Origin of the sequence: Gordonia sp. Swx-4, from assembly GCF_030316175.1 — a bacterium.
In the GTDB taxonomy this organism is placed as follows: Bacteria; Actinomycetota; Actinomycetes; order Mycobacteriales; family Mycobacteriaceae; genus Gordonia; species Gordonia alkanivorans.
On the sequence record NZ_CP128197.1, the window covers coordinates 2,815,840 to 2,829,233 of the forward strand.

Consider the following 13,394-nt stretch of genomic DNA (forward strand, 5'->3'; position numbering starts at 1 on the left):
CTGCGAGCGGTACGTGTCAGACCGGCTCGGACCAGGTCCGGCGCCGCGGTGGCCGGTCGGAGACGAGTCCGTACATCGTGATGCCGTTCCAGTCCTCGACCCCGAACTCGGTGGCACCCCAGACCTCGGTGTAGTAGCGACGCAGACTCTCCGAACCCGTCCACGCGTAATAGGGTCGAGATGCGGCCGTGCAGAACCGCTCCATCTCGCGCATCATGCCGATCGTGGCCCGGCCGCCGCGTTCGGATTGCGCCACGACCCCGATCCGGAGGTTGACCGCGTCGTCCGCCGGAGGCGCGAGCTTCGAACTGGTCAACAGCTCCGCGACACGTTCGCGCACCCCGGGAACGGTCGCGACCGCGGCGAAGTCGGCCGGCGTCAGCGGCGGCTTGCCGTCGACGGCCAGATCGGCGTCGTGCGGCTGAAACACCAGCAATCCGACGAGACGTACGCCGCGCCGGGCACCGACGACGCATTTCGCGTTCAGCAATGGTCGTACGAGGATTTCCGCCAACCATTTCCGCAGAGAGCGGTCGGCCATGTGTTCCCCGAGCAGCCACGAGTACAACGGAATCTCGTCGAGACCGTCTGCGAGCAACTCGATGACCGGGTCGAGATCGTCGCCGGTGAGTGTGACCGTTTCGATCGATTCGTACTGTTCATCAGTCATCGCAGCTCGCATTCCCCGGTGCGACATGCCGGAAACGACGCAGAAAAACGGGTGGGCCGCGTCATCGACGCGGCCCACCCGAGAAGACTTCTCACACGGTCGGCGTTTCTTCCTCGAGCGAGCCGGTGATCAGGGTGTCCAGGATCGGTCCGAGAATCTCGCCGTCCAATTCGATTGGTCCATCTGCCATTGCAGATTCCTCTCTCTGGTAATCGCTGCCCGGGGGGAGGCAGCGTATCCACAGAATGTCATCTGTCGAACAACGGAGCCATATATGACGACTCCTGTTATCCGATTGTTATCATCGCAAATGATGCAACGAACTCATCGAAACGATCGTTAACAATGGGCTTGAGATCAGCTGTCTCTACGTACCGTCAGATGCGTGGGCCGACGGCCGCGACGGCCGTGCGGCGGGCACACAGCAACGGTCTCGACACACCCGACCGTTGTCGCCGCAGCCCATCGCAGCGAGATCGCCGGCGCCGCCGACGTAGTTCTCCACGATTTCGCCGATCATCTCGACGAAGCGCGGATCAGTGCCGACGGTGTCGGCCCGCACGTAGTCCATCCCGAGTCGCTGCGCCGTCTCGGCTGCCTCGTTGTCGAGGTCCCAGATCACCTCGAGGTGATCGGAGATGAATCCGACGGGATAGACCACAACCCGGCGAACACCCTGCGCCGCAAGTTCTTCCAGATGATCGCAGATGTCCGGTTCGAGCCACGGGATCTGCGGGGGGCCCGACCGCGATTGCCAGACCTGGTCGAAGTCGTCGACGCCGAGTGCGTCGGCAACGGCCTGCGAGGCGGCCATCACCTGGCGCGAGTAGAGACCACCGCCCTCGGCAGCCGGTCCGGACGCGGCGTCGGCCGAGCTCGGGACGGAGTGCGCGGTGAACACCAGCCGCACCGGGTCCTCGGACTCGCCGAGCTTCTCGATGGCGCGACGGACGGCGTCGGCGCCGGCCGCGGTGAATGCCGGATGCGACCAGTACTGCGGCAGTTTGCGGAGCACCACGGCACCCTCGGGCGTCGTGGACCCGGGCTCACGATCGGCGAGTGCCTTGAGGGACCGGTCGATGTCCTCGTGGTACTGACGGCACCCCGAGTAGCCACCCCAGGCGGATGTCGGGAAGACCAGGATGCGACGATGCCCGGCCCGGTACATCTCGGCCAGGGTGTCCTCGGCCAGGGGGTGCCAGTTGCGATTGCCGAAGTACACCGGCAGATCGAGACCGCGGCGTGCCAGATCGGCGCGGAGGCCGTCGATCATGTCCAGGTTCAACCTGTTGATCGGCGACACCCCGCCGAAGTGCAGATAGTGTTCCGCCACCGATTCCAGGCGTTCGCGCGGGATGCCCCGGCCCCGGGTCACGTTCTCCAGGAAGGGCATGACCTCGTCGGGACCCTCGGGACCACCGAAGGACAGGAACAGGACGGAATCGAAGGCGGTCTCCACGACGTCTCTCCCCGGGCTCACGACCCGGAGGTCATGCCCTCCGGGAACCAGGTGTTGTGGCTGGCGCCGCCGTCGACGTAGACGATGGAACCGGTGGTGCCGGGCAGCCAGTCGCTCAGCAGGGCACAGACCGACTTGGCGACCACGGTCGGGTCGTCGACGTCCCAGCCGATGGGCGACGCGCCGTCCCAGTACTCGTTGAGCATGTTGAGCTGCTTGGCGTCGTCGGTCGCGGTGCCGGCGATGGCCTTGGCCGCGAGGGTCTTGATGGGTCCGGCGGCGACCAGGTTGGAGCGGATGTTCTTGGCGTTGCCCACTTCTCGCGCGACGTACCGGTTCACCGACTCGAGGGCGGCCTTGGCCACGCCCATCCAGTTGTAGTACGGCATGGCGGTGCGCGGGTCGAAGTCCATACCCACGATGGAGCCACCCTCGTTCATGACCGGCAGCACGGCGCGGGCCAGCGACGCGTAGCTCCAGGCCGAGATCTCGAACGCCTTGGCGGCGTCGGGGCCGGGACCCTCGAGGAACGGCTTGGCCTCCGGGCCCATCAGGGTGCGCGGCGCGAACGCGATCGAGTGCATGACACCGTCGATGCCCTGCGGGGCGATCTCGCGGATCTTGTCGGCGAGCGACTCGAGGTCTTCCTCGTTGGTGACGTCGAGCCCGATGGCCGGCGGCACCTCTTTCGGCAGGCGCTTGGCGATGCGGTCGATCAGCCGCAGCCGCTCCGGGATGCCGGTGATGATCACCGTCGCGCCCTGCTCCTGCGCCATGGCGGCCGCGTGGAAGGCGATCGACGCATCGGTGATGATGCCCGTGATGAGGACGGTCTTCCCGTCCAGGATTCCGCTCACGAAGATGTGCTCCTGAGATCGACGTTGATTGAGATGTGGTGTGGCCGTCGGCCGGTGGTGACCCGGAGGATCAGTGGCCCATGCCCATGCCGCCGTCGACCGGGATGACCGCGCCGGAGATGTAGCCGCCCTCGTCGGAGGCGAGGAAGCTGATCGCGGCGGCGACGTCCTCCGGCTTGCCGGTACGACCCAGCGGAATGGCCTGCTTGGCCATCTCGATGTAGCGATCCTCCATGGCGGCGGTCATGTCGGTCTCGATGAAGCCCGGCGCGACGACGTTGGAGGTGATGTTGCGCGATCCGATCTCACGGGCGATAGAGCGCGCCATGCCGATGAGACCGGCCTTGGACGCCGCGTAGTTGACCTGGCCGGGGATGCCCGACATCGCGACGACCGAGCCGAGGAAGATCATGCGGCCCCACTTGGCGCGCTGCATCCCCTTGGTGGCGCGCTTCGCGCAGCGGAAGGCGCCGGTGAGGTTGGCGTCGAGGACCTTCTCGAAGGATTCCTCGGACAGACGCATGAGCAGCATGTTGTCGGTGATGCCCGCGTTGGCCACCAGGATCTCCACCGGGCCCTGATGGGCCTCGACCTCGGCGAAGGCCGCGTCGACCGACTCCGAGTCGGTGACGTCGCACTTCACGCCGAACAGTCCCTCGGGGGCACCGGAGCCGCGATGGGTGACCGCGACCTTGTGGCCGTCGGCGGCCAGGCGCTGGGCCACGGCGAGGCCGATCCCGCGATTGCCGCCGGTCACCAGGACCGAACGGGAAGGGTTCTGCGCTTCGTTGCTGGATGCCGTCATGGGTGTCTAACCTATCCGTTCTGTTTGGGTCGGCGTCGCGGTGGTCGTCGGACGTGGCTGCCGGTGGCCCGGGCCCGGGGTCGGGTCAGGGCAGCCTGCGGTTGATCGCGAGGGCTGCAAACGCCGAGACCAGCGCGAACAACGTACCCGCGATCAGCCACGGCTTCGAGTTGTCCCCGCGTCGTGTCTCGTAGCCGATCTCGTTCTGCAGTTTCTCGTAGACCTTGTTGAGCTCGTCGAGGCTCGCCGCGGTGAAGAAGTCTCCGCCGGAGAGGTTCGCGATCTTGCGCAGCGAATCGTCGTCGACGGGGACCGGCACGCGATCACCCTCGAGTTCGACGGTGCCCGTCCGGGTGCCGAAGGAGATCGTGGAGACCGGGATCTTCTCTTCCTTGGCCTTCCGTGCCGCGGTGAAGGCGCCGCGCGGGTCGTCGGGATCGTCGGGCACGGTCTCCTTGCCGTCCGACAGGAGCACGACCCGCGCCGGCGGGGCCGCCTCTCCGCCGCCGAGAACGGCGTTGAGTGTGCTGATCTGCTGCAACGCTGCGAAGATGCCCTCGCCGGTCGCCGTCTTGTCGTCGAGTCTCAGCTTGTCGACGGCGACCTTGGTCGCGTTGTGGTCCGGGGTCGGCGAGACCAGACTCGCCGCGGTGCCCGCGAAGGAGATCAGGCCGAGGTTGATGCCCTCGGTCAGCTCGTCGGCGAACTTCTTCGCCGCCTCTTGCGCGGCTTTGATGCGTGACGGCGAGACGTCGGTCGCGTTCATCGACCGGGACACGTCCATCACGAGGATCACCGTCGCCTTGTTGCGCGGGACCTTGCGGTCGGCCTGCGGTCCGGACAGAGCCACCGTCAACAGGATCAGCGAGATGATCAGCAGCGCGATCGGCACGTGGCGCAGCCGGTTGCGGTCGGCGGGAGCGACGGACTTCAGGAGATCGAGGTTCGCGAAGGTCAGCGCCCGCTGCCTGCGGCGACGCAACATGTACACGTACGCAGCACCGAGTAGGGCCACGACGAGCAGCAGCAACAACCAGAAGGGGCTGGACAGCATGGGCTACCCCACCCCGGCGGCGAGGCCGCGTCGTCGCTGGGCGATGAACTTGACGGTGTCGGTGATCCACTCGCGGTCGGTGCGGAGTGACAGCGTCGCTCCTCCGCAACTGCGCAGCGTCCGGTGCACGCGCTGCTGATGGGCGCGGGCGGCGGCGGCGAAGTCGCGTTGCAGGTCCTCGGTGACGGTCACGTCGTGGATCTCCCCCGACTCGGCGTCGGCCAGGGTGACCTCGCCGATCGCCGGCAGCTCGAGGTCGCGCGGGTCCAGCACCTCGACCGCCAGCAGCTCGTGGTGGGCGCCGATGGCACGCAGCGAGCGTTCCCAGTCGATCGGCCCGAGGAAGTCGCTAATCACGACCGCGAGACCACGGCGCCGCTGCGGACGGCGCAGCGCCTCGATACCGGCCTTGAGATCGCCGCGGACGCCGGGCGCACTGCGGTGCGTCGTCGCGATCGCCTTGAGGAGGTTCTGGGCGTGGGCGCGTCCGGCTCGCGCGGGCACCCGGACGACGTCGTCACCGGTCACCACGAGCGCCCCGTGCCGGTTGCCGCCGCCGGTGGTGAGGTGCACGATCGCCGCGGCCGCGGCCACTGCGAGGTCGCGCTTGGTACACCCGACGGTGCCGAAGTCGAGGCTCGCCGACGCGTCGACGACGAGCCACGTCTCGAGCTCGCGGTCGGCGATCATCTGGCGCACATGCGGCTGGGTGGTGCGGGCGGTGACCGACCACTCCATCCGACGGACGTCGTCGCCCGGCTGGTAGGTACGCGCCTCCCCCGGTTCCGAACCCGGGCCGGGGATGAGTCCGAGGTGCTCGCCCTGCAGCACGCCGTCGAGCTTGCGACGAACGGTGAGCTCCAACATCTTCAGAGCCGCGGTGAGCTGGGGCTCCTCGAGCAGCCCGGCACCGAGGCTCGGCAGGTCGCGATTAGCCGCCATACCGCGCATTCGGGTTCACGGGACCGGAACCCTGCGGAACCTGCTGTCCGGCATAGCCGTTGGCGCCCTGTGGGGCCGGTTGGGACGCACCGGCCCGGGGCGCGCCGGCCTGCCCCTGGCCCTGAGGTGCCGCCGGGTACGACGACTGCACCGGCTGCGCACCGACCTGCGGTAGTCCCACGGTCTGCAGCACCCGGGTGATCACCTGATCGGCGTCGATCTCGTCGGCCAGGGCGTCGTAGGACAACACCAGGCGGTGGCGGAGGACATCAGGCATGATCTCGACGATGTCCTGCGGGATGACGTAGTCGCGTCCACGGACCAGCGCGAGCGCACGAGCCGCGGCCACGATGCCGAGCGTCGCACGCGGCGAGGCACCGTAGGACAGCCACGACGCGACGTCGGAGAGACCGAGCTCGGCCGGACGGCGCGTCGCGTTGATGACGCGGACGACGTAGTCGACGAGCGCGTGGTGGACGAAGACGTTCGCGGCGGTCTTCTGCAGACGCAGCATCGCCGCGGGGTCGAGGACCTGCGAGGCCGTCGGCGGAACGTTGCCCATCCGGTAGACGATCTCCCGCTCTTCCTCGACCGACGGGTAGTCGACGAGCACCTTGAACAGGAAGCGGTCGCGCTGCGCTTCGGGCAGCGGGTAGACACCTTCGTTCTCGATGGGGTTCTGCGTCGCCATCACGAGGAACGGGTCGGGCATCGCGTAGGTCTTGCCGCCGATCGACACGTGCCGCTCGGCCATGACCTCCAGGAGCGCGGACTGCACCTTGGCGGGCGCGCGGTTGATCTCGTCGGCGAGGAGGAAGTTCGCGACGACCGGACCGAGTTCGGTGTCGAACTCCTCACGGCCCTGGCGGTAGATACGCGTACCGATGAGGTCGGTGGGCACCAGGTCGGGGGTGAACTGCACACGGGAGAAAGAACCGCCGACGACCTTGGCGAAGGTCTCCACCGCGAGCGTCTTCGCGACACCCGGGACACCTTCGAGGAGGATGTGGCCACGGGCGAGCAGGCCCACGAGAATCCGCTCGACGAGCTGGTCCTGACCGACGATGACGCGCTTGACCTCGTAGATGGCCCGCTCGAGCAGTGCGACGTCGGCGTCGCTCAGCACCGACGAGTCGGCGCCTGCCGCGGCCGGGTCCCCCGTGGCCGCCTTGTCGAGGGAGTGCGATTCGGTCAACCCGTGCTCCTGTTCGTCTGAACTCTGCTGCTCACTGGTGTGGCCACGTCGGGGCCGAAGACACCCCCGTGTGCTTGTGCCAGCCTAGCCGTGCGAACTGAAAAGGCGCCAAGAAGATGCGCGGCCCGTCGTTCGGACGTTCTCAGAGCAGCCGGACCACGTTGGGCATCGCACCGTTGGTGCGCAGGGGCGACACCTTGACGACGGAGCCGGACTGCGGGGCCTCGACCATCTTGTTGTCACCGAGGTAGAGCGCGACGTGCTGGCTCGCGTTCGGGCCGTAGAAGATCATGTCGCCGCGACGCATCTGCGAGAGCGGGAAGTGCGGTCCCGAGGTGTACTGGTAGCCCGTGTAGTGCGGCAGTTCGATGCCGACACCGGCGAAGGCGTAGATCATCAGACCCGAGCAGTCGAAGCCGACCTTGCGGTAGTCGCCATAGCTGTCGGCGACGCCGCCGTCGCGGATGCCCTGCGTCGGACCGTTGACGTCGCCTCCACCCCAGGCATAGGTGACGCCCAGCTGCGACAGTGCACGGTTGACGACGATCTCGACCGCCTGCGGGCCGCGCAGACCCGGCCGCACCATGCCGCCGGAGCCGCCACCGCCGCCGGAGCCGCCGAACAGGGAGCCGAGGCTTCCCGAACCCAGGCGGGAACTCAGGCTGTCGTTGCCGCTGCTGCCGGTGAGGTCCATGCCTCCGAGGCCGAGCTCGTTGAGGAGTTCGGACTGCGGGAGCCGCTGCTCGCCGATGATCGTCGAGAGCATCTGCGAACCCATGTCGAGGCCCATGCCGAGAGCCGCGGAACCCACGTCGACGGCGATCCGGGCGGCGGCACGCGCCGCGATCGCGAGCAGTTCGTTGTCGGAGACGTTGGTCGTCGGCAGGTCCGGGAGGGTCGGGGCCGCCGGGAAGATGTTCTTCAGCAGGTCACGGGTCGACGGTCCGGCGGCCTGCTTCTTGGGCACGTATCCGCGGATCGAGTCGATCTTCTTCTGCACGCGATCACGCTTGGCGACCAGCGAGGACTTGCGCTCCTGCTGGTCGGCGATGGCGGTCTTGGCCTCGGTGACCGCGCTCAGTGCGTCACGCTTGCGCTGATCGGCGCTCTTGGCGGCGAACGCCGCCTGCCGCCGGGTCGCCTCGACCGCGGCGAGGCGGTTGGCCTTCTGGTTGCGGGCGACCTGGAGACGACGGATGGTCTCCTGCTGCTTCTTGCCGACCTGGTCGAGAAGCTTCATCCGGTCGAGGACCGCCTGGGGGTCCGGGGACGCGACGTAGTTCGACATCGAACCCTGCTCCGGGCCCTGCTGATACGCGAGTCGGACGAAGTTGTCGAAGGCCTTCTGCGCCTCGGTGACGGCCTGGCCGGCGCGGTCGAGCTCGGTGCGCGCGCCGCGGGCGGCGACGGTCGCCAGCCGCCGCTGGGCGAGCGAGTTCTGGAAGTCGACGATCGCGCGGTTGACGTTCTCCTGCCGGACCGCGAGTGCCTCGTCGAGGTCGGCGATGTCCTGGTTCACCGAGGCGATCTCGTTGATCAGTCCGCTCACCGGCGACTCGGGCGCCTTCTTCGGGGTCGCGACGGCATGACCGGCGCCGACCGCACAGATGAGAACGGCAGCCATGGCCGCCGTGACGCGCGCCGGCCAGGACGCACCTGTTCTAAGTCGCCTCACCTGAACTCCTCGCGGTTCCTTCCGAAGACCTGTCCGATCCCCGGATGTCGATCGAACGGCCGCTGTGGGCCGCCCCGACCTCACCCTGCACATTCGTCGCATCCGCCCCTGCAGGAAACACAGGTCACACATGCGACATCAGAACCGTACGTCACATCAACCACACGAGAAAACCGGAAGTTATGAATTACAAAGAGGTGATTACCTGGGAAAATGCTGTGAACTGCAGATAGTTCACCACCATGGCCCAGGTCTCGAATTCGCAACAAACCGGTAGACGAACCGGTTCGGGCGCCACACGACGACGACGGCGCCGCCGGACCGCGGGAAGCGGTCGTCAGCGACGCCGGGGAACGACCAGATGAGAGGTCAGGTGGAGGCCGACGAGTCGGCCGGGGTCGCGTCGCGAGGGGCGTCCGCGTCGTCGGACGACGCGGTACCCGCCCCGGTGGGGGTCACGGGACCGAGCGCACCGGTCACGGCCGCCGCGCGGGCGCGCCGCGTGCGGAATCGCGCACCGACCGCACCGAGGACGACGACGAGGATGAGGAGCAGACCGACGACGGTCCAATCGATGTGCGAATCGGTCATCGAGTCGACCATCTGCCGGGCCGCCCCGGGCGGGTCGGTCAGGGTCAGGTTCTGCGTCGCCTGCTCCTGGATGACGCGGCTGAACTCCGGCGAGGAGCTGCCCACCGAGTTCGGTCCGAGGACGATGACGGTGCCGCCGACCTGCTCCTGGAGTTGATTGGCGATGTCGCGGTAGAGGCTGAACCGAGGCTGGACCTGGTCGACGACCACGAAGCTGAAGTCCTGGCCCTTGCTCTTGGCGTACTCGATGACCTCGAGCATCGCCGGGACCTGCTCAGGGGTGGCGCCGGCGACCCCGTCGTCGGCGATGTCGCGCGACAGTTGCGCCATGTCGACGCCGACGAGCCCGGTGAGTTCGGTGTTCTCCGCGGGTGCGGCCAGCACCATCATCGTCGGCTCGGGACCCATCTGTCCTCACCCCTGTCTGTCGGTAACACCCCGCGGCGAGCAAAGCGGACGCTCGCCGGACTTCGACCTGCACGGTACGACACAATGGTCTCGTCCGGGTATTCGCCCACAGCGTGAGTCGTCGACGGCGTGTCGTCGACACCCCGCTTGGACAGTACGCTCGTACTGTTAGACTGGACGATGTTGTCGCGGGTCGCCTCGCGGACATCCGATGGCACCGGTGCAGCCCGCCGGGTTCAGAAATTCATCGAGCATTGCCGACGCAGCCCGTCGGTACACGAGGAGAGTGGATTTAGACGTGAGTATCAATTCCTTCGGCGCCCGCGGCACGCTGGACGTCGGCGACAACAGCTACGAGATCTACCGCCTGAACGCCGTCAAGGGCGCCGAGAAACTCCCCTACGCCCTCAAGGTGCTGACCGAGAACCTCCTCCGTACCGAGGACGGCGCCAACATCACCAAGGAACACATCGAGGCCCTGGCGAACTGGGATCCGAGTGCCGAACCGAGCATCGAGATCCAGTTCACGCCGGCCCGCGTGATCATGCAGGACTTCACCGGCGTGCCCTGCATCGTGGACCTCACCACGATGCGCGACGCCGTCAAGGAGCTCGGCGGTGACCCGGACAAGGTCAACCCGCTCGCGCCCGCCGAGATGGTCATCGACCACTCCGTGATCATCGAGGCCTTCGGCAACGCCCAGGCCTTCGAGCGCAACGTCGAAATCGAGTACCAGCGCAACGAGGAGCGCTACAAGTTCCTCCGCTGGGGCCAGGGCGCCTTCGACGACTTCCGCGTCGTTCCGCCGGGCACCGGCATCGTCCACCAGGTCAACATCGAGCACCTCGCGCGTTCGATCATGGTCCGTGACGGCGTCGCCTACCCCGACACCTGCATCGGCACCGACTCGCACACCACGATGGAGAACGGTCTCGGCGTCCTGGGCTGGGGCGTCGGCGGTATCGAGGCCGAGGCCGCGATGCTCGGCCAGCCGGTCTCGATGCTCATCCCCCGCGTGGTCGGCTTCAAGCTGACCGGTTCCACCAAGCCCGGCGTGACCGCGACCGACGTGGTCCTCACCATCACCGAGATGCTCCGCAAGCACGGTGTGGTCGGCAAGTTCGTCGAGTTCTACGGCAACGGCGTCGCCGAGGTGCCGCTGGCCAACCGCGCCACCATCGGCAACATGAGCCCCGAGTTCGGTTCGACCTGTGCGATGTTCCCCATCGACGAAGAGACCGTGAAGTACCTGCGGCTCACCGGCCGCAGCGAGGAGACGCTCGCCCTCGTGGAGGCCTACGCCAAAGAACAGGGCATGTGGCTGGAGAAGGACGCCGAGGAGGCCGTGTACTCGGAGTACCTCGAGCTCGATCTCGCCGAAGTCGTCCCGTCGATCGCCGGTCCCAAGCGCCCGCAGGACCGCATCGAACTGTGGGACGCCAAGAACGCCTTCCGCAAGGACATCCACAACTACGTCGAGAACGGCAACAGCCCGGCTCACACCCAGCTCGACGAGGCCGTCGAGGAGACCTTCCCGGCCTCCGACCCGGCCACGCTGACCTTCGCCGACGATGACGCGGAGCCCCTGCACTCGGCCGCCAACGGCGCCGAGGGCCGCCCGACCAACCCGGTGCGCGTGGACTCCGAAGAGCGCGGCTCGATGATCCTCGACCACGGCATCGTGACCATCGCGTCGATCACCAGCTGCACCAACACCTCCAACCCGTCGGTCATGCTCGGCGCCGCGCTGCTCGCCAAGAAGGCGGTCGAGAAGGGCCTGACCTCCAAGCCGTGGGTCAAGACCTCGATGGCTCCCGGTTCGCAGGTCGTCACCGGCTACTACGAGAAGGCCGGTCTGTGGCCCTACCTGGAGAAGCTCGGCTTCTACCTGGTCGGCTACGGCTGCACCACCTGCATCGGCAACTCGGGTCCGCTGCCCGAGGAGATCTCGAAGGCGATCAACGACAACGACCTGACCGCCACCGCGGTGCTCTCGGGCAACCGTAACTTCGAGGGTCGCATCAACCCCGACGTGAAGATGAACTACCTGGCGTCGCCGCCGCTGGTCATCGCCTACGCCCTCGCCGGCACGATGGACTTCGACTTCGAGAACGACCCGCTGGGCAAGGACACCGACGGCAACGACGTCTTCCTCAAGGACATCTGGCCGACCAACGAGGAGATCGAGGCGACCATCGCCTCGTCGATCTCGCCGGAGCAGTACGCCGCCGACTACGCCGACGTCTTCAAGGGCGACGAGCGCTGGCAGAACCTGCCCACCCCGTCGGGCAAGACCTTCGAGTGGGACGAGAAGTCCACCTACGTGCGGAAGCCTCCGTACTTCGAGGGCATGCAGCTCGAGCCGTCGCCCGTCTCCGACATCAAGGGCGCTCGCGTCCTCGCAAAGCTCGGCGACTCGGTGACCACCGACCACATCTCCCCCGCGTCGACGATCAAGCCCGGCACCCCCGCCGCGCAGTACCTCGACGCCAACGGTGTGGCTCGCAAGGACTACAACTCGCTGGGCGCCCGTCGTGGCAACCACGAGGTGATGATCCGCTCGACCTTCGGCAACATCCGCCTGCAGAACCAGCTGCTCGACGGTGTGTCCGGTGGTTACACCCGCGACTTCACCCAGGAGGGTGCACCGCAGTCGTTCATCTACGACGCCGCGCAGAACTACGCCGAGCAGAACATCCCGCTCGTCGTCCTCGGCGGCAAGGAGTACGGCACCGGTTCGTCGCGCGACTGGGCGGCCAAGGGCACCAGCCTGCTGGGCGTCAAGGCGGTCATCACCGAGAGCTTCGAGCGCATCCACCGCTCGAACCTGATCGGTATGGGCGTCATCCCGCTGCAGTTCCCCGAGGGTGAGTCGCACAAGTCGCTGGGCCTCGACGGCACGGAGACCTTCGACATCGCCGGTATCGAGGAACTCAACGAGGGCAAGACCCCGAAGACCGTGCACGTCACCGCCACCAAGGAGGACGGCTCGAAGGTGGAGTTCGATGCGAAGGTCCGCATCGACACCCCCGGCGAAGCCGATTACTACCGCAACGGAGGCATCCTGCAGTACGTGCTGCGGAACATGATCAACGGCTGACAAGGAGCACGCGACGTGCCCAAGGTCAGTGATGACCGCCTTGCCGCGCGTCGTCGGGAGATTCTCGACGGCGCGCGGCATTGCTTCGCGGAGTACGGATACGACGGTGCGACCGTCAAGAGGATCGAGGAGTCCACGGGCCTGTCCCGTGGCGCGATCTTCCACCACTACCGGGACAAGGAGGCGCTCTTCCTCGCGCTCGCGCATGAGGACGCCGAGCGGATGGCGGATGTCGCCGCCGAAGAGGGTCTGGTGCAGGTCATGCGTGACATGCTCACGCGGCCGGAGGATTTCGACTGGCTCGGCACCCGCCTCGAGATCGCGCGAAAGTTGCGTACCGACAACAGCTTCCGGGCTGAGTGGATGGCCCGGTCGGCCGAACTCGAACAAGCCACCCTCAGGCGTCTCGAACGAGGCCGCCAGGCCGGGCGCCTCCGCGACGACGTCCCCACCGACGTCCTGTTGAAGTACCTCGACCTCGTTCTCGACGGACTGATCACCCGACTGGCGTCGGGTCAGCCCACCGACGACCTGCACGCGGTCCTCGACCTCGTCGAGGAATCGGTGCGGGCCAAGGACTGACCCACCGGCAAGCCTGCTCGAAGGGTAGGTTCGGGTGAGCCATCCCACATCACGAA

The 13,394-nt window shown here is 67.2% G+C and carries 11 protein-coding genes; 2 read left to right on the plus strand and 9 right to left on the minus strand.

Annotation, left to right across the window (positions count from 1 at the left end; translation table 11 throughout):
- Positions 1-16: 16 nt before the first annotated feature.
- From PWF70_RS12780 to PWF70_RS12820, 9 genes are all read right to left on the minus strand, one after another.
- Positions 17-670 carry a hypothetical protein gene (locus PWF70_RS12780; protein WP_035751543.1) on the minus strand — a complete coding sequence of 218 codons (654 nt, stop codon included), beginning with the start codon at positions 668-670 and terminating at the stop codon, positions 17-19.
- A 367-nt stretch (positions 671-1,037) separates the two neighbouring features.
- Positions 1,038-2,129: a ferrochelatase gene (locus PWF70_RS12785; protein ID WP_035751541.1), complete on the minus strand. Its 1,092-nt coding sequence runs from the start codon at positions 2,127-2,129 to the stop codon at positions 1,038-1,040.
- 17 nt (positions 2,130-2,146) lie between these two features.
- Positions 2,147-2,986, minus strand: a complete 840-nt coding sequence (gene inhA, locus PWF70_RS12790; RefSeq protein ID WP_006360445.1) for an NADH-dependent enoyl-ACP reductase InhA — start codon at positions 2,984-2,986, stop codon at positions 2,147-2,149.
- Positions 2,987-3,056: 70 nt separating this feature from the next.
- A complete protein-coding gene (gene fabG1 / locus PWF70_RS12795) occupies positions 3,057-3,791 on the minus strand; it encodes a 3-oxoacyl-ACP reductase FabG1 (RefSeq protein ID WP_005194943.1) in 735 nt (244 codons plus the stop codon).
- 85 nt (positions 3,792-3,876) lie between these two features.
- Complete coding sequence (locus PWF70_RS12800) at positions 3,877-4,845, minus strand: VWA domain-containing protein (protein ID WP_006360446.1); 969 nt, start codon at positions 4,843-4,845, stop codon at positions 3,877-3,879.
- A 3-nt stretch (positions 4,846-4,848) separates the two neighbouring features.
- Positions 4,849-5,787 (minus strand): DUF58 domain-containing protein, encoded by a 939-nt coding sequence (locus PWF70_RS12805; RefSeq protein WP_035751538.1) that lies wholly within the window; start codon positions 5,785-5,787, stop codon positions 4,849-4,851.
- A complete protein-coding gene (locus PWF70_RS12810) occupies positions 5,777-6,982 on the minus strand; it encodes an AAA family ATPase (protein WP_006360448.1) in 1,206 nt (401 codons plus the stop codon). Before PWF70_RS12810 ends, PWF70_RS12805 begins: the two co-directional genes overlap by 11 nt.
- Before the next feature lie 142 nt (positions 6,983-7,124).
- The gene (locus tag PWF70_RS12815; RefSeq protein WP_127963010.1) at positions 7,125-8,657 is read right to left on the minus strand and encodes an NlpC/P60 family protein; all 1,533 of its coding nucleotides are present in this window, start codon (positions 8,655-8,657) and stop codon (positions 7,125-7,127) included.
- Positions 8,658-9,026: 369 nt separating this feature from the next.
- Positions 9,027-9,656: an Rv1476 family membrane protein gene (locus PWF70_RS12820; RefSeq protein WP_006360450.1), complete on the minus strand. Its 630-nt coding sequence runs from the start codon at positions 9,654-9,656 to the stop codon at positions 9,027-9,029.
- A 298-nt stretch (positions 9,657-9,954) separates the two neighbouring features.
- Here PWF70_RS12820 and PWF70_RS12825 point away from each other — a divergent pair, with 298 nt between their 5' ends.
- On the plus strand, positions 9,955-12,756 hold the full coding sequence (locus PWF70_RS12825; RefSeq protein WP_035751536.1) for an aconitate hydratase: 2,802 nt from the start codon (positions 9,955-9,957) through the stop codon (positions 12,754-12,756).
- A 15-nt stretch (positions 12,757-12,771) separates the two neighbouring features.
- Entirely contained in the window at positions 12,772-13,338 is a 567-nt protein-coding gene (locus PWF70_RS12830; RefSeq protein WP_006360452.1) for a TetR/AcrR family transcriptional regulator, read from the plus strand.
- Positions 13,339-13,394 lie beyond the last annotated feature (56 nt).